Genomic DNA, 19,809 nt, shown 5'->3' on the forward strand with positions numbered 1-19,809 from the left:
CTCAGGTCTCGCGCTCGGGCCGGTAGTCCTCCTCAGTGACCCCGAACGTCCACGCGACGCCCTCCCGCGCCCGCTCCACCCACGGCGGCACCCGCAGGAAGTAGGTGCGGCTGGTGCCGTCGGGCTCGGGCGTGGAGTTGACGACCTCCACCATGGCCAGCGGTTCGTCGTCGGAGAGCTCCACCCGCCACAGGACGCCCGTCTCGTCGGAGTGCACCGGCTTGGCCCCCGACTCGGCCAGGTAGCGGTCGAGGCCGAAGTGCTCCAGCATGGCCCGGCGCAGCTCGGCGTTCTCCTCTTCGCGGATCCGCTCGACGGTCAGCTCGCGCATCGCGGCGCCGAAGTCGGCCGGAACGGGCATGCCGTGCCAGGCGTGCAGCGCGAACCCGTCGGAGTAGGACAGGGCCGGGCCGACCGCCCGATGCAGCCGCCCCACCTCGTCGAGGTGCAGCTCGGCGGGGCGCTCCGTGACGATCGCCAGCCGCTCGAACGGCCACCACCAACCGGTGCGCTCGGCCGTCCGCTTGAGCCCGTCGAGCCCGTCGAACGCCGACAGCCAGGGGGCGTCGTGCTGCCCCAGCACCGCGTCGAGCGTCACCCGGCGCAACGCCAGACCGACCTGACCAGCCTCGCCGCCCCCGCCGGCCCCGCCGCCGAGCTCGGCGATGCCTCGGCGGATGTCGTTGACCAGCCGGTTGACCTGCGGCCAGAGCCGTCCGCCGGTCTCGTCCCACAAGGCCGCCCAGCCGACGGGGCCCAGCTCGGCGTGGGCGGCCGCCCTGGCCCGCTCCCACGGCACCGTACGGACCGCGTCCCGCACCGACCGGCCGGGATCCCCGAACGACTCCCACGACCTGAGCGCCTCACCCACCGCCCGACGCAGCTCTGGAACGCCCTGGTCACCGGGCTCCTGCTCGTCGGAACCGCTCTCGCCACGCGGATCGCGCATCACGGCGCGGCCATCCCCACTCGGTGACCTGGTTGACGAGTCACCGTCGCCCGCCGACCCGGTGGATGAGCCGTCCCCGCTCGGCGAGCCGCCGTCGTTGGGTGAGCGGTGCGGCAGGGCTCCCAGCCCGGCCTCCTCCAGGGCGCGGCGTACCGCGTCGCCGCCCGTCAGCCAGGCCGCCGCGACGGCACCGGCCGCGGGCGAGGGCAGCACCAGCACGTGCTCGGGCTCGGCCAGCCCGGCCTCGCGGTACGCCTGCCGGACGGCCGCCTCCGGATCCTCGCCTGGCCCGGTGGCCACGGCCACCTGCTCCCACGTCAAGGTCGTCATCAGTCGGCCACCACCCGGTAGGAGCCGGGCACGTATTCACGCTGCCTGATCACCCTGTACCAGCCCTTGGGCAGCGAGATCGCGGCGTGCTCCTCGTGCACGAGCCGCCCTCCTTCGGGCAGGTGCAGGAAGCCGCCGGCCAGGGTGCCGGGGCCGGGGATCGCGTGGCAGTGTCCGGTGGCCTCGCCATAGGCCAGCACCAGCCGCCCGCGAGCGTCCCGCGGCTCCGGCCGCAGCGTGCGCGGGGCGGACTCCTCCGGCACGGGCATGATCAGGATGTCGCCCTGTCGATACATCGACCAACCTCCATCGTCGGGGGGATGATCGAAAGCTATCTACCCTGACCGACAATTCCCGGTGCCCGGGACGCCGCGCGCCCACGCCCGCATGCGACCGGATCCCACGTCGGCAACACACCACGCGGTCCGCAACTACCGGACGGAGACAGGTCACCGAACTGAGGCGATGGCGAGCCGACGGCGGAAGCGAACCGACGGCGGCACCCGGCCACGCCCTGGTCACCGGGCTCCTGCGAGGCGGACCCGCCTTCGTGGCGCGGTTCGCGCAACACCGGGCCGCCCTCGCCCAGGCAAACCGTGCGCGCTTCGAACATCTGCCTGAACTTAGAGTCATCGATTGATAACGTTCCGCGCATGCCCTCCTCCCAGCACGAGGCACTCCATCGCATTTTCCGCGACAAACCAGAGCTGTTCGCTCATGCCTTCAAGATGCTCAACATCGACTTCCCGACCCCTTCCGAGGTCGCTGTGGTCGATACCGATATGACGGAAATAGTGCCAATTGAGCGGCGCGCTGACACGGTGATGATGTTCACCTCCCGATGGGGGTCCAAGACCGTGGTGATCATCGAGTCACAACTGCGCGTAGACGACGACAAGGCGTCCGCGTGGGCCTACTACCTCAGCCACGCGCACATCAAGTTTGACTGTCCCGTCATGCTCCTCGTGACCTGCCAGGACGAGGTCACAGCCACATGGGCCCGCGAGCCGAAACGGATCGGCCTGCCCGGCTTCCCGTGCTTGATCGTCTACCCCGTAGCGCTCGGCCCTGACAACGTGCCTCAGATCATCGACCCGGCCGAAGCGTGCGAAGACGCGGTGCTCGCCATGTTCTCGGCACTCACACATGCGCGTTCACCCAAGGTCAATGCGATACTGAAGGCCCTGGACGTCGCGCTGACCGCGGTCGACACCGACACCGCCGCATACCTCGCCGAACAAACGGAAATAGGCCTCGGAAACACTAAAGCCCGGCAGATCTGGAGATCTCTGATGGTCATGCAGAACTATCGATTCAAGTCCGAGTTCGCGGAGATGCTCCGGGCCGAAGGACGGGCCGAAGGACGGGCCGAAGGTGAGGCGAAGTCCGTGCTGAAGATCCTGGAGCAGCGCAACATACCTGTCTCGGACTCCATCCGGGAGAGACTCCTGGCATGCACCGACCTCGCCCTCCTTGAGAGCTGGCTCGTCCGATCACTCAAGGCCACCACCGCCGAAGAGCTCTTCGATTGAAGATCCGGCTCAGCTGAAGCCCGGCCGCCCACAGCTGGGATACCCGAACCCCCTCCATCACACCCTGCTGAAACCGGCACCCCTGCACATCCGGCGACGCGCCATGACAACGCGATGAGCGGGCGGCGTAACCAGACGACCTTCTCCAGCGGACCCCATGGAGGCGTTCGCGCCCGACATCATCCCGCTCCCCCGTAGAAGATCCAGCGCAAGATCGGCCAGGTCTCCGCCGGACCGGTACACGTGCCGGTCGCCGGGATATCGCCGTACGCCCGAGGCTCAGCGGCGGCGGGCGCGGGAGGCGGCGGCGTGGGCGCGGTTGGCGCAGCGGGTCGAGCAGAACTGGCGCTTGCCCGGGCGGCTGTGGTCCACGAATGCGTCCTTGCAGGGGTCGGCCGCGCAGAGGCGCAGCCGTTCCCAGTCGCCTGTGGCGGCGAGGTCGAGTAGCTCGGCGACGGATCGTACGGCGAGCCGTTCGGCCAGGTCGGCTCCCTCCGGGGCGGTGAGGCGTTGTCGGGGTGCACCGTCCGAGTCCTCCACCGCCACCCGAATCGGCAGTTCGCCCGCCCACTCCGCCAGGGCGCGCGTCCGATCGGAAGGGTCGCAGGACAGCACGGCACGCAGCCGCTCCCGCACCACCCGCACCGCCCGCAGGTCCCCCGCGTCCGGCCCGCCGGTTCCCGCCGAGTCCTCGCTCGGCGCACCACTGAGCGGCTCCCCCACCGACAGCACCCTCGCCTGCGCCTCCGGTGAAAGGTGCAGTTCGTGGCAGAAGCGGTGCAGGGCCGCCGTGTCGGGCAGGCGCTCCGGGTCGTCCAGGTACTCGTCCCACGTGTTGGCCAGATCCAGTGCCACAAGACCCGTTTCAGCGAACTGGCGCATCCATCCTCCCTCTGTTACCGTCACGACTATGACCAGAATAACCCCTGACAGGCACCTGACGATCCTCGACGCCCCGTCCAATCTCGGTCTGCGCCCGCTCGCCCCCGACACCATCCCCGGTTGCTACAAGGCCCCCTGGGCGCTGCGGAACGCGGGCCTCGTGCGGCGGCTCGGCGCCGCCGACGCGGGGACGCTGGTCCCGCCCCGCTATGTCGCCACATGGGAGCCCGGGAGCGGCGTGCGCAACGGCCCAGCCATCGCCTCGTACGCCCGCAGGCTCGCCGACAAGGTGACCGGCATCCGGGCGGCGGGAGGGTTCCCGGTGCTGCTCGGCGGGGACTGCTCGATCCTGCTCGGCCCCGCCCTCGCCCTGCGCAGGAGCGGGCGGTACGGGGTGGCGTACCTGGACGCGCACGCCGACTTCCGGCACCTGGGCAACAGCCCGCACGTCGGGGCGGCGGCCGGGGAGGACCTGGCGCTGATCACCGGGCGCGGTGACGACTACCTGGCGGACATCGACGGGCTGCGGCCGTACGTCAGGGACGAGGACGTGATCGTGATCGGGGTCCGGGACGAGGAGGACCTGCGGGACATCGCGGACAGCGGCATCGCGCACCTCCCGGGCACCGACATCTCCCTCGACGACGCGAGCAAGGTGCTGGTGCGTGACGAGCTCGACGGGTTCTGGATCCACGTGGACGCCGACGTCCTCGACCCGTCCGTGCTGCCCGCCGTGGACTCCCCCACCCCGGGCGGGCTCGACGCCGCGCAGCTCACCGAGCTCATCCGCGGCCTGGCGCAGCTGCCGGGAGCCGCCGGCCTGGAGGTGACGATCCTCGATCCCGACCTGGACGAGGACGGCAGCCAGGCCGCCCTGCTGGCCGACATCCTCGTGTCGGCGCTGACCTAAGGGGCTGACCTAAGGGCCTAACGGATCGCGTAGCCGCTCGTGCTGGAGTGGCCGGTCTCGTTCGTGGCGGTGATCGAGGTCCAGGGGCCCGTGGGTACGTACGGGGCCCACGCCGACTCCAGCCGCCCCCGCCCGTACCACTCCTGCTTGACCACCGCCCCCTGCGGGTCGAAGCGGAGCGTCCCGCCGCGCAGGTTGTAGCCCTCGACGAGGATGCCCTGCCGCCCGTTCATCTCCTTGCGGGTGGCGCCGACGATGATCGGCTGCCGCCAGCCGTTCACGATGTCGTCGGCCAGCGAGGGTGTGTCGTAGCGGGCCTGGCAGGTGAAGAACGGGTCCCACCCATAAGAGATGATTTTTCCGGCGTAGGTCCCCGCCGCCATCACCTGCGTATCGATCCGGCCCTTCGTGGTACGCCCGCGCAACGGCAGCGGATCCACCCGCCCGCACTCCCCGTCCACCGGCGTCGGCTCGAACCCCTCCACGTTCACCCACAGCTCCACCCCGGACGGCACCCGCCGCGCCGCGGCCTCGATGTAGTCGCGCGTGGACCCGTAGTACGCCCGGGCATTGCTCACATCCCCGACCACCGGCACCAATCGCGGAGTGACGTGCGCCTCCTCCTCATGAACCCCGTACACCGGCACCTTCCCCGTCCCCCGCCCGTCCTGCACGGCGACGGCCATGGGCGCCCCGGCCCGGGTCGCGGCGATGTCCGCCAGCCCCTTCTCCACCTGCCCGGGCGGGAACCCGCGTCCCCTCCGGGCGTCGATGTACGGGCTGACCACGATCTTCTTCCCGGGCAGGGCCGCGGCGACGACCGCGTGCTGGGCCGCGTACAGCTCGATGATCGGATCCTTCGGCCCCCGCCCCCGCACGGCCAGCTCGAACGACTGGTAGACCCCGCCGAACGCCGCCGACCTCCCGAACCGCTCCCGGTAGTCGGCCAGCACCCGCGCGGTGAAGGCGCTCAGCGCGGGGGTGTGCGCGCTGTCGGGCTCCCACGGCTTGCCCTCCTGCTGCGGCGCGGCGGGCAGTCCGGGGAACACCGTCATCCCGTACGCGGCCGCCTCGGTCATCAGGTTGCCGAGCCCGTCGCCGTCCGTGGAGACGAGCACGAGATCCTGGACGGGGTCCGCGCAGGACCCGGCCAGCGAGACCCGGTAGAAGATCCGGCCCCGGCTCTCGATCCGCCGGTCCAGCCCCGGGCAGCGCAGCAGCCCCTTCCCGAACTCCTCGCTGGTCACGTACGTGTAGACGTGACGGACACCGGGCACCTCGGCGCACGGCCGCCCGTCCACGAGACAGTCGGCGAAGACGGGATCCTCGCGGGCGCTGAACCTCGGCCCGAACGTGATGAGCGTGTCGCCGCCGATCGCGTGGACGGCCTCGACCATGCGCCGCGTCACGCACGGATCGGCGCGGGGGATGACCCAGTAGCCGGTGACGGCGTACGGGGCGACGACCCGGGTGTCGCGCGACTGGCACTCCTCCACCCCGGAGGAGTCGCCGGGCACGACCAGACTCGCCACGAAGGCGCCCGCCACGACCAGCCACAGGATGATCCGGTGCACCCACGCCCCTTCCACGCCACCCCAAGCCTACGCATCCGGCGCGCCGTGCACGTGCCCCGGCGTGACCTGCGGCACCTGATCACCGACAATGACATGGTGCGCATCGATCTCAGCGGCAAGACCGCGCTGGTCACCGGCTCGACGCAGGGCATCGGGGCGGCCATCGCCGAAGGGCTGGTGATGGCGGGGGCCCGCGTAGGGATCAACGGCCGCACCGCTAACTCCGTCGCGATGGCGATGGAGCAGATCGGCGTCGGCGACCTGATCGAGGCACCCGGCGACGTGACGACGGACGAGGGCTGCGCGGCGGTGCTGGACGCGCTGCCGCGGGTGGACATCCTGGTCAACAACCTGGGGATCTTCGGGGCCAGGCCCGCGCTCGAGATCGACGACGCCGAGTGGCGGCGCTATTTCGAGGTCAACGTGCTGGCCGCGGTCCGGCTCACCCGTACGTACCTGCCGGGCATGATCGAGCGCGACTGGGGCCGGATCCAGTACATCGCCAGCGACTCCGCCGTGGCCATCCCCGTCGAGATGATCCACTACGGCATGACGAAGACCGCGCTGCTGGCCGTCTCCCGGGGCTTCGCCAAGGCGGCGGCGGGCACGGGGGTGACGGTCAACTCGGTGCTCGCCGGGCCGACGCACACCGGGGGCGTGGAGGACTTCGTCTACCAGCTCGTGGACAAGGACCTGCCGTGGGAGGAGGCGCAGCGGGCGTTCATGCGGGAGCACCGGCCGCAGTCGCTGCTGCAGCGCCTGATCGAGCCCGAGGAGATCGCGAACATGGTCGTCTACCTCAGCTCGCCGTTCGCCTCCGCGACCACGGGCGGCGCGGTGCGGGTGGACGGCGGCTACGTGGACTCGATCCTCCCGTGAAGACCTCCTCCGAAGATCTCCCCTGAAGATCTTCCATGATCAGTACGACTGGAGCTCGATGAGGTTGCCCTCCGGGTCGCGCAGGTGCGCGGTCCGCAGGGTGGGCGCCCAGTCGGGGCGGTCCTGGGGCGGGGCGACGACCGTGGCGCCGTGGCGGGTCAGGCAGGCGGCGGCCATGTCGACGTCGTCCACCTTCATGACCAGCATGGCCGCGTCCTGAGCCGCGTCCTGAGCCGTGTCCTGAGCCGTGTCCTGAGCCGTGTCCTGAGCCGTGTCCTGAGCAGCCTGGGGCAGGTCCGCGGTGCCGACGGCGGCCGCGAGCCGGTCCCGGCCGAACAGGACCAGCCCGGCCTGCCCCTCGATGTCCCAGTTGGCGTATCCGGGCAGGACCTTCACCGGCTCGACGCAGAGCAGCTCGCGCAGCACGGCCTGGTAGAAGGCGGCGCTGGCCGGGAAGTCACGCACCAGCAGGCGGGGATAGAGCGCGTCCATCGGAGGGCCTCCAGCGGGAAATAGTGGGTAACTACCAATTATTGGTGACAACCTACACTAGGGGCATGGACCTGCCGCCCGCCCTGCTCGCGATCACGACCTTCGTCCTGCACAAGGTCGGGGTGGGGAGCCGCCGCGCCGTGGCGGCCCGGCTGGCGGACGAGGCCGGTCTGAGCCTGTGGCAGTTCGCCGTGCTGGCCACGCTGGCCGACTCCGGACCCGCCGCCCAGCGCGAGATCGGCGGCCGGCTGGGGCTCGATCCGAGCGACATGGTGCGCCTGATGGACGAGCTGATCGGCGCGGGGCTGGCCGAACGCGACCGCGACCCGGCCGACCGGCGGCGCTACCGGGTCTCGCTGACGCCCGCGGGCCGCGACGCGCTGGAGCGGGGGCGGGCGCTGGTGGAGCGCGTGGAACGGGAGACGCTGGCGCCGCTGACGGCGGACGAGCGGGAGCGACTCCACGAGCTGATCACGAAAATCTTCAGATAACGACGATGAGCAGGGAAAAAGCCGCCTGGGTGATAGGCCAGGCCGTTCACGGCTGTCCCGACATCGAATCGTGATTACTCATCCGTCACATTCTGCACAGCAACACCACATGCCCTCTTTGCACACAGTTACAGATCATGTTAGATGGAGGCGAGCAGAGAGGACCGGCACAGTGACGCTGATTCTCGATGGCGTCTTCGTACGGCAGCGCGGGGAGACCTGGCTTGACGACGTTCGCCTGGAATTATCCAACGGAATGACCACACTCGTCGGCCCGATGACCGCGGGAAAAACGACATTGATGCGCGTCGCCGCCGGACTGTTACCGCCGGATTCGGGCCGCGTCGTGGTCGACGGAAAAGACGTCACCGCGATTTCCGTGCGGAAACGCTCGGTCGCCTTCGTCTATCAGCAATTCATCAATTACCCCTCCCTGACCGTCCACGAGAACATCGCCTCTCCCCTCCGCCTCGACCCGAAGTTCCGGGGCGCGGGGATCGACCGCCGGGTGCGCGAGGTCGCCGAGCTCATGGGCATCGCGGGGCTCCTCGACCGCCGTCCCGCCGAGCTGTCGGGCGGGCAGCAGCAGCGCACCGCCATCGCCCGCGCGCTGGCCCGCCCCGTTGACCTGCTGCTGCTCGACGAGCCCCTGGCCAACCTGGACTTCAAGCTCCGCGAGCAGTTACGCGCCGACCTGAAGACCATGTTCGCCGACTCCCCCGGCGTGGTCCTCTACTCCACGGCCGACCCGAACGAGGCGCTGACGTTCGCCGCCCCGACCGTGGTCCTGGGCGAGGGCAGGATCCAGCACGTCGGCGACGTGGCCGAGATGTACGCGCACCCGCCGACGCTGGCCGTGGCCGCCACGCTCAGCGACCCCCCGCTCAACCTGCTGCCCGGCGTCGTACGCGACGGCCGGATCGAGGTCCTGGGCACGTCGTTCCCCGCGCCCCGCGCGCACGCGTCGGGCCGCGAGGTCATGCTCGGCATCCGTCCCCACCAGGTGAGCATCGAGCGCGCCGGACCGGGGGCGCTGGAGCTGCCCGCCGAGATCAGGCTGGCCGAGGTGACCGGCAGCGCGACGTTCGTGCACCTGCTCCTGCAGGGGAGCGTGCACCTGGTCGCGCACCTGACGGGCACCCGGCTGTTCACGCCCGGCGAGTCCGCGGTCGCGTACGTGGACCCGGCCCATGTCTTCGTCTTCGACGAGGACGGCGGGCGCCTGCTCGCCACCAGCGCCGCGGAGGTCGACCTGCATGGCTGACATCCGCCTGGAAGGCGTGAGCCACAGCTACGACGGCGGCGAGACCTGGGCGCTCAAGCCGATGACCTGGACCTGGCAGAGCTCCCGGGCGTACGCGCTGCTCGGCCCGAGCGGCTGCGGCAAGACCACACTCCTGAACATCATCTCCGGCCTGCTCACCCCCACGGTGGGCCGGATCTTCTTCGACGACCGCGACGTCACCGACGTGCCCACCTCGGGCCGGAACATCGCGCAGGTCTTCCAGTTCCCGGTCCTGTACGAGGAGATGTCGGTCTACGACAACCTCGCCTTCCCCCTCCGGAACCGGAAATATCCGAAGAAGGAGATCGACGAGCGGGTCCGCCAGGTCTCCCGGCTCCTCGGCCTCGACCACCTGCTCGGCCGCAGGTCGCGCCGCCTGGACGCGGGCCGCCAGCAGATCGTCAGCCTGGGCCGCGGCTTGGTGCGCTCCCAGGTGGCGGCGGTGCTGCTGGACGAACCGCTCACCGTGGTCGACCCGGCGCTGAAGTGGACGCTGCGCAGCAAGCTCAAGGAGATCCACCGCGACACCGGACACACGCTCGTCTACGTCACGCACGACCAGACGGAGGCGCTGACGTTCGCCGACGAGGTCGTGGTGCTCAACGACGGGGCGATCGTGCAGGCGGGCGAGCCGGCCGAGCTGTTCCTGTCGCCGGCGCACGAGTTCGTGGGGCACTTCATCGGCTCGCCCGGCATGAACATGCTCCCGGCCGAGATCGTCGGCGACGTCGTACGCGTCGGCCAGGCGGACGTCGGCCTGGTCGCCGGCGAGCTCCCGCCGGGGCCGGTCAGGATCGGGGTGCGCCCCGAGTTCGTCGAGATCACCGGCGCGGGCCGGTCGCCGGGCGTGCCGGCCACGGTGACCGGGATCGACCGGATGGGCGCGTACGACCTGGTCCACGCCAGGGTCGGCGAGCACCCGATGATCGCCAGAACCGAGGCGGGCTCGCCGTACCGGCCCGACTCGGTCGAGTTCCTCCACTTCCCCGCGGACCGGACGTTCCTGTTCCGGGACGAGGTCAGGTGCGGCTCCCTCGCGCCCTTGAACGGAAGGGGTACGGCGTGACCGAGGTCCAGGAGGAGCCGCGGGCCGCGGACCTGAAGCGGAAGGACAACCGGGCCTGGTTGCTGGTGCTGCCGGTGGTCGTGTCGGTGGCGTTCACGGCCGTGATCCCGCTGATGACCGTGGTCAACTTCTCCGTGCAGGACGTCTTCAACCCCAATGACCGGATCTTCGTGGGCCTGGACTGGTTCCGCTCGATCTCGCGCGACCCTGAGGTGCGCTCGGCGTTCGTGCGGACGCTGCTGTTCTCGGCGCAGGTGCTGCTGCTGGAGATCCCGCTCGGGGTCGCGCTCGCGGTGGTGATGCCGCGCCGCGGCTTCTGGGTGTCGGTGGCGCTGGTGCTGGTCGCGCTGCCGCTGCTCATCCCGTGGAACGTGGTGGGCACGATCTGGCAGATCTTCGCCCGCGGCGACATCGGGCTGGGCGGCTGGACGATCAACAACGTCCTCGGGATCAACTTCAACTACACGCTGGACTCCACGGACGCCTGGATCACGGTCCTGGTCATGGACATCTGGCACTGGACGCCGCTGGTGGCGCTGCTGGCCTACGCGGGCCTGCGCTCGATCCCGGAGCCGTACTTCCAGGCCGCGCAGATCGACGGCGCGTCGGCGTGGGCCACGTTCCGGCACATCCAGTTGCCCAGGCTGCGCGGGGTGCTGACGATCGCGATCCTGCTCAGGTTCATGGACAGCTTCATGATCTACACCGAGCCGTTCGTGGTGACGGGCGGCGGCCCGGGGAACGCCACGTCGTTCCTCAGCATCCTGCTGTCGAAGATCGCGGTCGGGCAGTTCGACCTGGGCCCGGCGGGCGCGTTCTCGCTGCTCTACTTCCTGATCGTGCAGATCCTCTGCTACGTCTTCTTCACCGTGCTGACCAGGTCGGGGAGGTGACCCGATGGCCAGGCGCACCGAGCGGCGACTGCCCTGGGCACGGACGGTCTTCTGGCTGTACGTGGCCACGCTGATGCTGCCGCTGCTGTGGATGTTCGGCATGTCGATCCGGCCGAACGAGGACATCCTCGGCAGTTTCTCGCTCATCCCGCAGCGGGTGACGTTCGACAACTACGCCACTTTCTTCTCCGACTCCTCCTGGTATTCGAGCTATCTGAACTCCATCATCTACACCTCGATGAACGCGGTGATGTCGCTCGTCGTGGCGCTGCCGGCGGCGTACGCGTTCTCGCGGTTCCGTTTCGCCGGGGACAAGCATCTGTTCTTCTGGCTCCTGACGAACCGCATGGCGCCGCCGGCGGTGTTCCTGCTGCCGTTCTTCCAGATTTACCAGAGTGTCGGGCTCTTCGACACGCACCTCGGCGTCGCCATCGCGCACATGCTCTTCAACGTGCCGCTCGCCGTGTGGATACTCGAGGGCTTCATGTCGGGAATTCCCCGGGAAATAGACGAGACCGCGGCGATCGACGGCTATTCGCTGCCGCGTTTCTTCATTCGTATATTCCTGCCGATGATCCGGTCCGCGATCGGCGTGACGCTGTTCTTCTGCTTCATGTTCAGCTGGGTCGAGCTGCTGATCGCCAGGACCATCACCTCGGTGAACGCCAAACCGATCGCCGCCACGATGACGCGGACGGTGAGCGCGGCAGGCGTGGACTGGGCGCTGCTGGCGACGGCGGGCGTGCTCACCATCGTCCCCGGCGCGATCGTCATCTGGTTCGTCCGCAACTACATAGCCAAGGGATTCACCATGGGGAGGGTCTAGGGATGCTGGAGTGGATGGTCTGGACCGTCCCGACGGCCCTGGTGTTCGCCGGGCTCGCCCTGCTGCTGGTCGTCATGGCGGTCTGGGCCCGCGTCTCCCCTCCCGTGGCCAGGCGCGGCTTCCTGCGCATCGAGACCGACCGTGGCGACCGGCTCTACATCGGCCTGATCAGCGCGGCCGTCGTGCTGGCCGGCTGGATAGCTGTCACCGACCTGTCCATGTGGCTCGCACTCGGTTGCGCGCTGCTGGTGGCGGTCGTGATCGGGATATGGGGCTAACAGAGGAGGAGCCGAGCGATGAGGCATCGGGCAGGCAGGTCCGCGGCGGTAGGTCTGGCCGCGCTCGTCCTGGTAGTGGCCGGCTGCACGCAGGGCGCGAAGAAGCCCACGAGTGATTTCAAGGAGTCCGACGGCAAGGCCGCGGCGCAGCGGTGGGTGACGGAGGAGTTCACGCCGAGCACCCTGTCCAAGGACCAGCAACTGGCGGAGATGGACTGGTTCATCAAGGCCGCGGCGCCGTACCGGGGCATGCAGATCAACGTGGTCTCCGAGACGATCACCACCCACGAGTACGAGTCTCAGACACTGGCCAAGGCGTTCACCGAGATCACCGGGATCAAGATCAAGCACGATCTGATCCAGGAGGGTGACGTCATCGAGAAGCTGCAGACCCAGATCCAGGGCAACCAGAACATCTACGACGCGTACGTCAACGACTCCGACCTCATCGGCACCCACTCGCGCGGCGACTACGTCTTCCCGCTGTCCGACTACATGGCCGGCGAGGGTAAGAACGTCACCTCGCCCACGCTCGACCTGGACGACTTCATCGGCATCAGCTTCACCACCGGCCCGGACAAGAAGATCTACCAGCTCCCCGACCAGCAGTTCGCGAACCTGTACTGGTTCCGCTACGACTGGTTCACCGACCCGGAGATCAAGAAGCAGTTCAAGGCCGCGTACGGCTACGACCTGGGCGTCCCGGTCAACTGGGCGGCCTACGAGGACATCGCCGACTTCTTCACCAACAAGATCAACGGCAACGGGACCATCGACGGCAAGAAGGTCTACGGCCACATGGACTACGGCAGGAAGGACCCGTCGCTGGGCTGGCGCTTCACCGACGCCTGGCTGTCCATGGCGGGCAACGGCGACCCCGGCATCCCCAACGGCCTGCCGGTGGACGAATGGGGCATCAGAGTCGAGAACTGCCGCCCGGTCGGCTCATCGGTCACCCGCGGCGGCGACGTCAACGGCCCCGCGGCGGTCTACGCGCTCACCAAGTACGTGGACTGGCTGAAGAAGTACGCGCCCCGGGAGGCCGCGGGCATGAACTTCAGCGAGGCGGGCCCGGTCCCGGCGCAGGGCAACATCGCCCAGCAGGTCTTCTGGTACACCTCGTTCACGGCCGACATGACCAAGCCGGGCCTGCCGGTCGTCAACAGCGACGGCACACCCAAGTGGCGCATCGCGCCGAGCCCGCACGGCGCCTACTGGAAGCAGGGCAACAAGCTCGGCTACCAGGACGCCGGCTCGTGGACGCTGCTCAAGAACACGCCGCAGGACCGCCGGGCCGCGGCCTGGCTGTACGCGCAGTTCGTCACGTCGAAGTCGGTGTCGCTGAAGAAGTCGATCAAGGGCCTGACGTTCATCCGCGACTCCGACATCCGCAGCGACTTCTTCTCCGAGAACTCCAAGAAGTACGGCGGGCTCATCGAGTTCTACGCCTCGCCGGCTCGCAAGCAGTGGACCCCGACCGGGACGAACGTTCCCGACTATCCCAAGCTCGCCCAGCTCTGGTGGCAGAACGTGGCCACCGCGGTGACCGGTGAGACGACCGCCCAGCAGTCGATGGACAACCTGGCCAAGCAGCAGGACGAGATCCTGGCCCGGCTGGAGCGGCGCGGCTACGGCGGCGACTGCGCGCCGAAGCTGAACCCGGAGCGGCCCGCCCAGTACTGGCTCGACCAGCCGGGCGCGCCCGCGCCGAAGCTGGCCGACGAGCGGGGCAAGCCGGAGACGCTCGACTACGACAAGCTCATCGCCACGTGGAAGTCGGGTAACTAGCGCCGTTCAGGAGCGCCGCCGCCCGGGGGCAGGTCCCGGGCGGCGGCATTCTCCTAGGCCTTCAACCGCTGAGCCAGCCAGTCGAAGGCCTGCTCCTGCCTGGTCACGTCGAAGCTGTGGGGCACGTCTGCCCACACCGCCTCGTAGGCGTCAGGAGCCTCGCGATAACGTTCCTCGATCATGGTGTGCGCCCGGCGCATGCCCGGCTCGGGGAAGAGCTCGTCGCGCAGGGCGTACTGGACCATGAGCGGCTCGGGCACGCGGGCGGCCACCAGGTCGGGCCAGTCGCCCAGGCGCGGCAGCCCCGGCGGCCAGAGCATCCAGGTGTGCTTCTCGACGTACCCGTCGATCATGTCGCGGTAGGACGAGACCATCGCGGCGACCACGACGGCCCTCATGTCAGGGTCGAACGCGCCGAGCAGCGCGGCCCGCAGGCCGCCGCCGGAGAGCCCGACGCATCCGACGGTGCCCACGTCGGGCCTCGATCGGAGGTACGCCGCCGCGGCCAGGTCCTCGCCCGCCGCCACGCCCGCGAAGGACGTGCCGAGCGCGGCGCAGTACTTGGCGACCACGTGCTCGTGATCCCTGGCCGCCGCGTCGTAAGGGCCGGGCTCGTCGACGCCGAGCGGGAAACGGCGGCTGCCCCAGGTGAGCACGTCGGGGGCCAGCACCACGAACCCGCGCCGGGCCAGCTCGTTCGCGTACGCGCGACCGCCGTAGAGCCGCTCGCGGACCCGCTGGACCTCGAGGGATGGCCCGGAGGGACCGTCGGCGATCTTCTCCTTGCCCACCCACTTCATCCCGCCGTGGCAGTGCAGCGCCACGACCCCGGGCAGCGGCCCGGCCGCGTCAGCGGGACGCAGGAGGTACGCGTGGGTGCGCGGCCCGAACCCCACCGACCAGGAGAGCTCCTCCCCGGCGAGGTCACCGTCCGTCCACGAGCGCTCGACCCGCACGTCACCGGCGGCCAGGTCGAGCACCCCCATCGCGGCACGCGCAGCCCGCCGCAGCTCGGGCCCCGGAAGAGACGGGTACGGCCCGAGCTGCGCGGCGGCGACCTCGGCCAGCTCAGCGAACACGCGTGCCGTCGTCCACCAGGTGCACCGGCTCGCCGGTCGCGGCCGACACGTTGGCCGAGTGGCCGGTCAGCACGCTGCGGATCCCGTCGCGGTAGCCGGCCTGCCGGGCCAGCGGGTCGTCGCCGGGGCCGCGGAAGACGTCGTTCAGCAGCAGCCGGTCGCCGCCGCCGTGGCCGCCGGCGCCGCTCTCGATCGGCACCTCCTCCGCCTCGCTCCAGTGGCGGTGCAGGGTGAGCTTCTCCCAGGAGTCGGTTTTGTGCTTCTTGGAGGCGGAGCTCGGGTCGATGGCCGCGTGCGGCGGGGTCCACGCCCGCTCGACGACCTCCAGCTCCAGCCGCCCGCCCGTGCCGTTGAACACCACCCGGTAGCCCTCGGCGGGCGCGTAGGCGTTCAGCGCGTAGGTGAGCACGGCGCCGTTGGTGTAGCGGACCATCACCGACATGGTGTCGTCGATGGTGATCCCGTCGCCGAAGACGTCCTGGTCGCGGAGGTAGCCGTCCTCGTGCTCGGCGTCCAGGTAGAGCCGCTTGAGCCGGGGGTCCTTGGAGATGTCCAGGATGAACGGGTCCGTGCCGAGACCCGGGGCGCCCTGGCCCCGCACCGGACGGTCGGTGACGCCGCGCTCGCGGGCGTTCTCCGAGCCGTAGAAGCGCAGGTCGGCCTGGGCGAAGACGGTCTGCGGGGCGGCGGCCAGCCACCAGTTGACCAGGTCGAAGTGGTGGGTGGACTTGTGGACGAGCAGCCCGCCCGAGTTGATCCGCTCGCGGTGCCAGCGGCGGAAGTAGTCGGCGCCGTGGATAGTGTCGAGCGTCCACTCAAAGTGCACGGACGTCACCCGGCCGATCGCGCCCTCCTGCAGCAGGCGGCGCACGGCCGAGTTACGCGGCGAGTAGCGGTAGTTGAACGTGACGATCAGCTTGCCGCTGCTGCGCTCGGCCGCCTCGGCGATGGCCGCGCAGCCCTCGGCGTCGACGGTCAGCGGCTTCTCCACGATGACGTCGCGCCCGGCGTCGAGCGCCGCGCACACGTACCGGGCGTGCGTGGCGTCGACGGTGGTGACAATGACCGCGTCGGCGAGCTCGAGCACCTTGTCGAACTCATCGGGCGTGAAGCGCGGCACCTCGTGACCGATCCGCTCGACGTAGTAGTCCATGCGGGTCCGGTTCGTGTCGCACAGGGCGACGATGGTGCCGGCGTCGCGCCACTCCCCGAGCAGCGCGTCGACATACATCTGCGCACGATGCCCGAGCCCGACGAACGCGTACTTCATGTCTCTCCTTTAGCCTGCGATCGAGGCGTTGGCCTCGGTGATGAATTTCTGCGCGGCGTCGTCGGGGGTCATCCTGCCGAACAGGACCTCCTCGGAGTAGCGCGTGAGGATGTCTTCCATGGCGCTGGCGCCCTTCGGCGGAGCGGCCGGCGGGTCGGCCAGCTCGCCCTTGACCTTGTCGAGGAAGTCCAGCGTCTTCTTGTCCGTGGGCGGCAGCTTGTCCTTGACCGCCGCCAGCACCTTGGAGCTGGCCGGCAGGCCGCGGTCGCTGAGGATGATCCCGCCCACCTCAGGGTCGTTGATCATGAAGTCGATGAACTTGGCGGCCTCGGCCGCGTGCTCGGACTTCGACGAGGCGGTGTAGAACATCGCGGGCTGCAGGAACATGCCGCCGGTGGTGGCCCCCGGCAGCTTCGGCATCCGCAGCAGGTCCACGTCCTTGCCGGACTTCTTGGCGATGCCGCCGAGCTGGTTGCTCCACCACATGCCCATCCCGCCGGCGCCGGTGGCCAGCAGCGACTGGTCCACGCTCTGGGCGCCGATCTCGGCGGTCTTGGCGGCGTCGGGCGAACCCTTGGTCTTGATCAGGTTCTGGGCGGTGGCCCACCAGGCCTTGATCGTCTCGGGCGAGACGCCGATCTTGTTGCCGTTGTAGAAGGGCTCGCCCTTCTGCGCGGCGAAGATCTGGAGGTAGGCCGGGTTGAAGCTCTGCTGCGTGCCGTAGATCTTGCCGCCGCTCTTCTCGGTGATCTTCGACGCCAGGGCGACGTAGTCGTCCCAGGTCCACTTGGTGTCGTCCGGGACCTTCTGCCCCGCGGCCTCCACCTCGGTCGGGCTGAAGACCAGGGAGAAGGCGTTGACACCGGTGGGGATGGCGAACTGCTTGCCGTCGATGGCGCCGGTGGTCAGCACCTTGGCGTCGATGTCGGCGGTGTTCACCTTGCTGGCCAGGTCGGCCAGCGTGCCGCGGTCTGCGTATTCGCGCAGGCCGCGGATCTCGAGGGTCATGACGTCGGGCGCGTCGTTGGCCGCGACCTTCGTGGACAGCGACTCGTAGTAGGCGGCGAAGTCGGAGAACTCGCCCTCGACGTCGATGGTCGGGGTCTTGGCCTCGAACTTCTTGATCGCCTCTTCGGTCATCTGCTGCCGCGCGGCGCTACCCCAGTAGGAGAAGCGCAGCTTGACCTTGCCATCGGCGCTTTCGCCGCCGCTGCCGCTGCCGCAGGCCGCGGTGACCGCCAGCATCGCGGTGGCGAGCAACGCCGCCGACCACACCTTCTTGCCAGAGCTCACGGCTCTACCTCCTAGGGGTTTTCTTCTTGTTGGGGGGTGGACGGAACTACTTCAGCCCCGTCGTGGCCACGCCACGGATCAGGTACTTCTGGCCGGCCAGGAAGAAGCCGAAGATGGGACCGAGCGCGATGATCGACATGGCGAACATGGGTCCCCATTGCGAGTCGCTGCTGGCGTCCAGGAAGGTGCGCAGCGCGACCGGGACGGTGAAGTTGTCCGGGTTGTTGAGGTAAAGGAGCTGGCTGAGGAAGTCGTTCCACGTCCAGATGAACGTGAAGATCGCGGTCGTGGCCAGCGCGGGCAGGCAGAGCGGCATGACCACTCTGATGAAGATGCGCCAATAGCCCGCTCCGTCGATCTCGGCCGCCTCGTCCAGCTCCCTCGGCAGCGTACGGATGAACTGCACCATGAGGAAGACGAAGAACGCGTCCGTCGCCAGCACCTTGGGCATCACCAGCGGCCAGATCGTGTTGATCAGGTCGAGCTTCGAGAACATGATGTACTGCGGCACGATCACCACGTGGTGCGGCAGCATGATCGTGCCCAGCATGATGGCGAACCAGAACTTCTTCAGCGGGAAGTTCAGCCGGGCGAAGGCGTAGGCCGCCAGCGAGCAGGCCACCAGGTTGGCCACCACGGACAGCGCGGTGACGACCGCGGAGTTCCACAGGTAGTAGCCGAAGGGGTGCTTCAGCGCCGTCCAGCCCTCGGTGTAGTTCTCGAACGTGACCTGGCTGGGCCACAGCCCCGGCTCCCGGAAGATCAGCTCCTCCGGCTTGAGCGAGCTGGAGATCATCCAGAGCAGCGGATAGAGCATGACCAGACCGAAGCCGATCAGCAGGATGTGCTTGACCACCGGCCCGCCCTTGAGGGGGCGGAACAGCACCGGGAGCGGCCTACTTGGTGTCGCCATAGAAGACCCAATACTTAGACGCGAGGAAGTTCACTCCGGTCAGGGCGGCGATGATGACCAGCAGGACCCACGCCATCGCCGCGGCGTAGCCCATGTCGTAGCTCTTGAACCCCTTCAGATAGAGGTAGAGCGTGTAGAAGAGGGTGGAGTCGGCCGGGCCGCCCTTGCCGTTGCTGACGATGAACGCCTGCGTGAACGACTGGAACGACTTGATGACCTCGAGCACGAGGTTGAAGAAGATGATCGGCGTCAGCAGCGGCAGCGTGATCGAGCGGAACTGGCGCAGGGTCCCGGCCCCGTCCACCGCCGCCGCCTCGTAGTAGCTGCTGGGGATCTGGCGCAACCCGGCGAGGAAGATGATCATCGGGGCGCCGAACGTCCACACGTGCAGGAGGATCAGCGTGCCCAGCGCCGTGTCGGGGTCGCCGACCCAGCCGGGCCCCTGGATGCCGAACACCGCGAGCACCGCGTTGACCAGGCCGTCGGCGCCGAAGACCTTGCGCCAGAGGATCGCGATCGCGACGCTGCCGCCCAGCAGCGAGGGCAGGTAGAAGATCGAGCGGTAGAACGACAGCCCGCGCAGCCCCCGGTCGAGCACCAGGGCCAGCCCCAGTGCGAAGGCCAGCTGCAGCGGGACCGACACGACCACGTAGATCGTGGTCACCTTCAGCGAGGACATGAACCTGTCGTCCTCGGTGAACATCCTGATGTAGTTGTCCAGCCCGACCCACTTGGCCTCCTTGAGGAGGCTGTAGTCGGTGAAGGACAGGTAGAGCGAGGCGATGATCGGGCCGACCGTGATGACAAGCAGGCCGACGAACCAGGGCGCCAGGAACAGGTAGGCGGCCCTGGCCTCGCGGCGGGCGCGTAGGGAGCGGGGTCCGCCTCCGCCGGCCTGCGTGGCCGGTTCGCGCGGGGCTCGGGTCTTCACCGCCACCGTGTCAGCCATGACGGAACTCATTCGTCATTCACGGACCTTCCGGCGAGATGTGAATGGATAGCGCTTTCCTATAGCTGGCGGGAAAGTTACGTCAACCCTTTGCAGACGTTACATAGCCGTTACCGATATATCGTTACGA

20 protein-coding genes are annotated in these 19,809 nt (G+C 69.0%); 10 read left to right on the forward strand and 10 right to left on the reverse strand.

Annotated features, from left to right (window positions below):
* Position 1: 1 nt before the first annotated feature.
* Both ACWDRB_RS34660 and ACWDRB_RS34665 read right to left on the reverse strand, forming a co-directional pair.
* A complete protein-coding gene (locus ACWDRB_RS34660) occupies positions 2 to 1,279 on the reverse strand; it encodes a DUF6745 domain-containing protein (protein ID WP_449900848.1) in 1,278 nt (425 codons plus the stop codon).
* A complete protein-coding gene (locus ACWDRB_RS34665; protein ID WP_350728630.1) occupies positions 1,279 to 1,575 on the reverse strand; it encodes a hypothetical protein in 297 nt (98 codons plus the stop codon). The genes ACWDRB_RS34660 and ACWDRB_RS34665 overlap by 1 nt, the downstream gene beginning before the upstream one ends.
* 357 nt (positions 1,576 to 1,932) lie before the next feature.
* Here ACWDRB_RS34665 and ACWDRB_RS34670 point away from each other — a divergent pair, with 357 nt between their 5' ends.
* Positions 1,933 to 2,811 carry a hypothetical protein gene (locus ACWDRB_RS34670; protein ID WP_449900850.1) on the forward strand — a complete coding sequence of 293 codons (879 nt, stop codon included), beginning with the start codon at positions 1,933 to 1,935 and terminating at the stop codon, positions 2,809 to 2,811.
* 279 nt (positions 2,812 to 3,090) lie between these two features.
* Here ACWDRB_RS34670 and ACWDRB_RS34675 read toward each other — a convergent pair whose 3' ends face one another.
* On the reverse strand, positions 3,091 to 3,693 hold the full coding sequence (locus tag ACWDRB_RS34675; RefSeq protein ID WP_449900852.1) for a CGNR zinc finger domain-containing protein: 603 nt from the start codon (positions 3,691 to 3,693) through the stop codon (positions 3,091 to 3,093).
* Positions 3,694 to 3,721: 28 nt separating this feature from the next.
* On the opposite strand from ACWDRB_RS34675, the gene ACWDRB_RS34680 reads away from it, so the two are divergent.
* Complete coding sequence (locus ACWDRB_RS34680; RefSeq protein WP_449900854.1) at positions 3,722 to 4,603, forward strand: arginase family protein; 882 nt, start codon at positions 3,722 to 3,724, stop codon at positions 4,601 to 4,603.
* A 17-nt stretch (positions 4,604 to 4,620) separates the two neighbouring features.
* On the opposite strand, the gene ACWDRB_RS34685 is transcribed toward ACWDRB_RS34680, so the two are convergent.
* Positions 4,621 to 6,177, reverse strand: coding sequence for a DUF4434 domain-containing protein (locus ACWDRB_RS34685; protein ID WP_449900856.1), 1,557 nt, complete (start codon positions 6,175 to 6,177; stop codon positions 4,621 to 4,623).
* Between the two features lie 96 nt (positions 6,178 to 6,273).
* Between ACWDRB_RS34685 and ACWDRB_RS34690 the strand changes: the two genes are divergently transcribed.
* Positions 6,274 to 7,056: an SDR family NAD(P)-dependent oxidoreductase gene (locus ACWDRB_RS34690; protein WP_449901014.1), complete on the forward strand. Its 783-nt coding sequence runs from the start codon at positions 6,274 to 6,276 to the stop codon at positions 7,054 to 7,056.
* 39 nt (positions 7,057 to 7,095) lie between these two features.
* On the opposite strand, the gene ACWDRB_RS34695 is transcribed toward ACWDRB_RS34690, so the two are convergent.
* Positions 7,096 to 7,548, reverse strand: coding sequence for a VOC family protein (locus ACWDRB_RS34695; protein ID WP_449900858.1), 453 nt, complete (start codon positions 7,546 to 7,548; stop codon positions 7,096 to 7,098).
* A gap of 44 nt (positions 7,549 to 7,592) precedes the next feature.
* On the opposite strand from ACWDRB_RS34695, the gene ACWDRB_RS34700 reads away from it, so the two are divergent.
* From ACWDRB_RS34700 to ACWDRB_RS34730, 7 genes are all read left to right on the forward strand, one after another.
* Positions 7,593 to 8,039, forward strand: a complete 447-nt coding sequence (locus tag ACWDRB_RS34700) for a MarR family winged helix-turn-helix transcriptional regulator (protein ID WP_449900860.1) — start codon at positions 7,593 to 7,595, stop codon at positions 8,037 to 8,039.
* Positions 8,040 to 8,148: 109 nt separating this feature from the next.
* Positions 8,149 to 9,303, forward strand: coding sequence for an ABC transporter ATP-binding protein (locus ACWDRB_RS34705; RefSeq protein ID WP_355191198.1), 1,155 nt, complete (start codon positions 8,149 to 8,151; stop codon positions 9,301 to 9,303).
* Positions 9,296 to 10,390 (forward strand): ABC transporter ATP-binding protein, encoded by a 1,095-nt coding sequence (locus tag ACWDRB_RS34710; RefSeq protein WP_449900862.1) that lies wholly within the window; start codon positions 9,296 to 9,298, stop codon positions 10,388 to 10,390. The genes ACWDRB_RS34705 and ACWDRB_RS34710 overlap by 8 nt, the downstream gene beginning before the upstream one ends.
* Positions 10,387 to 11,283: a carbohydrate ABC transporter permease gene (locus ACWDRB_RS34715; protein WP_364244379.1), complete on the forward strand. Its 897-nt coding sequence runs from the start codon at positions 10,387 to 10,389 to the stop codon at positions 11,281 to 11,283. Before ACWDRB_RS34710 ends, ACWDRB_RS34715 begins: the two co-directional genes overlap by 4 nt.
* Before the next feature lie 4 nt (positions 11,284 to 11,287).
* Complete coding sequence (locus tag ACWDRB_RS34720) at positions 11,288 to 12,109, forward strand: carbohydrate ABC transporter permease (protein WP_192790434.1); 822 nt, start codon at positions 11,288 to 11,290, stop codon at positions 12,107 to 12,109.
* Between the two features lie 2 nt (positions 12,110 to 12,111).
* Complete coding sequence (locus ACWDRB_RS34725) at positions 12,112 to 12,387, forward strand: DUF2160 domain-containing protein (RefSeq protein WP_350728620.1); 276 nt, start codon at positions 12,112 to 12,114, stop codon at positions 12,385 to 12,387.
* Between the two features lie 18 nt (positions 12,388 to 12,405).
* Positions 12,406 to 14,175, forward strand: a complete 1,770-nt coding sequence (locus ACWDRB_RS34730) for an ABC transporter substrate-binding protein (protein WP_449900865.1) — start codon at positions 12,406 to 12,408, stop codon at positions 14,173 to 14,175.
* Positions 14,176 to 14,228: 53 nt separating this feature from the next.
* Here ACWDRB_RS34730 and ACWDRB_RS34735 read toward each other — a convergent pair whose 3' ends face one another.
* The 5 genes from ACWDRB_RS34735 to ACWDRB_RS34755 are packed head-to-tail and all read right to left on the reverse strand — an operon-like array spanning position 14,229 to position 19,679.
* A complete protein-coding gene (locus ACWDRB_RS34735; RefSeq protein WP_449900867.1) occupies positions 14,229 to 15,254 on the reverse strand; it encodes an alpha/beta hydrolase family protein in 1,026 nt (341 codons plus the stop codon).
* A complete protein-coding gene (locus tag ACWDRB_RS34740; RefSeq protein ID WP_449900869.1) occupies positions 15,244 to 16,524 on the reverse strand; it encodes a Gfo/Idh/MocA family protein in 1,281 nt (426 codons plus the stop codon). The genes ACWDRB_RS34735 and ACWDRB_RS34740 overlap by 11 nt, the downstream gene beginning before the upstream one ends.
* Positions 16,525 to 16,533: 9 nt before the next feature.
* A complete protein-coding gene (locus ACWDRB_RS34745) occupies positions 16,534 to 17,817 on the reverse strand; it encodes an ABC transporter substrate-binding protein (protein WP_449900871.1) in 1,284 nt (427 codons plus the stop codon).
* Between the two features lie 46 nt (positions 17,818 to 17,863).
* Complete coding sequence (locus tag ACWDRB_RS34750; protein ID WP_449900874.1) at positions 17,864 to 18,730, reverse strand: carbohydrate ABC transporter permease; 867 nt, start codon at positions 18,728 to 18,730, stop codon at positions 17,864 to 17,866.
* Positions 18,714 to 19,679, reverse strand: a complete 966-nt coding sequence (locus tag ACWDRB_RS34755; RefSeq protein WP_449900876.1) for a carbohydrate ABC transporter permease — start codon at positions 19,677 to 19,679, stop codon at positions 18,714 to 18,716. The genes ACWDRB_RS34750 and ACWDRB_RS34755 overlap by 17 nt, the downstream gene beginning before the upstream one ends.
* Positions 19,680 to 19,809 lie beyond the last annotated feature (130 nt).

The sequence above is a fragment of the Nonomuraea sp. NPDC003707 genome (assembly GCF_053587055.1).

Coding starts and splice junctions, on each gene's coding strand:
- ACWDRB_RS34675 (WP_449900852.1), bottom strand. CDS start 3,693: ATGCGCCAGTTCGCTGAAACGGGTCTTGTGGCACTGGATCTGGCCAAC.
- ACWDRB_RS34725 (WP_350728620.1), top strand. CDS start 12,112: ATGCTGGAGTGGATGGTCTGGACCGTCCCGACGGCCCTGGTGTTCGCC.
- ACWDRB_RS34665 (WP_350728630.1), bottom strand. CDS start 1,575: ATGTATCGACAGGGCGACATCCTGATCATGCCCGTGCCGGAGGAGTCC.
- ACWDRB_RS34710 (WP_449900862.1), top strand. CDS start 9,296: ATGGCTGACATCCGCCTGGAAGGCGTGAGCCACAGCTACGACGGCGGC.
- ACWDRB_RS34680 (WP_449900854.1), top strand. CDS start 3,722: ATGACCAGAATAACCCCTGACAGGCACCTGACGATCCTCGACGCCCCG.
- ACWDRB_RS34660 (WP_449900848.1), bottom strand. CDS start 1,279: ATGACGACCTTGACGTGGGAGCAGGTGGCCGTGGCCACCGGGCCAGGC.
- ACWDRB_RS34720 (WP_192790434.1), top strand. CDS start 11,288: ATGGCCAGGCGCACCGAGCGGCGACTGCCCTGGGCACGGACGGTCTTC.
- ACWDRB_RS34705 (WP_355191198.1), top strand. CDS start 8,149: ATGCCCTCTTTGCACACAGTTACAGATCATGTTAGATGGAGGCGAGCA.
- ACWDRB_RS34740 (WP_449900869.1), bottom strand. CDS start 16,524: ATGAAGTACGCGTTCGTCGGGCTCGGGCATCGTGCGCAGATGTATGTC.
- ACWDRB_RS34695 (WP_449900858.1), bottom strand. CDS start 7,548: ATGGACGCGCTCTATCCCCGCCTGCTGGTGCGTGACTTCCCGGCCAGC.
- ACWDRB_RS34750 (WP_449900874.1), bottom strand. CDS start 18,730: ATGGCGACACCAAGTAGGCCGCTCCCGGTGCTGTTCCGCCCCCTCAAG.
- ACWDRB_RS34730 (WP_449900865.1), top strand. CDS start 12,406: ATGAGGCATCGGGCAGGCAGGTCCGCGGCGGTAGGTCTGGCCGCGCTC.
- ACWDRB_RS34670 (WP_449900850.1), top strand. CDS start 1,933: ATGCCCTCCTCCCAGCACGAGGCACTCCATCGCATTTTCCGCGACAAA.
- ACWDRB_RS34755 (WP_449900876.1), bottom strand. CDS start 19,679: ATGGCTGACACGGTGGCGGTGAAGACCCGAGCCCCGCGCGAACCGGCC.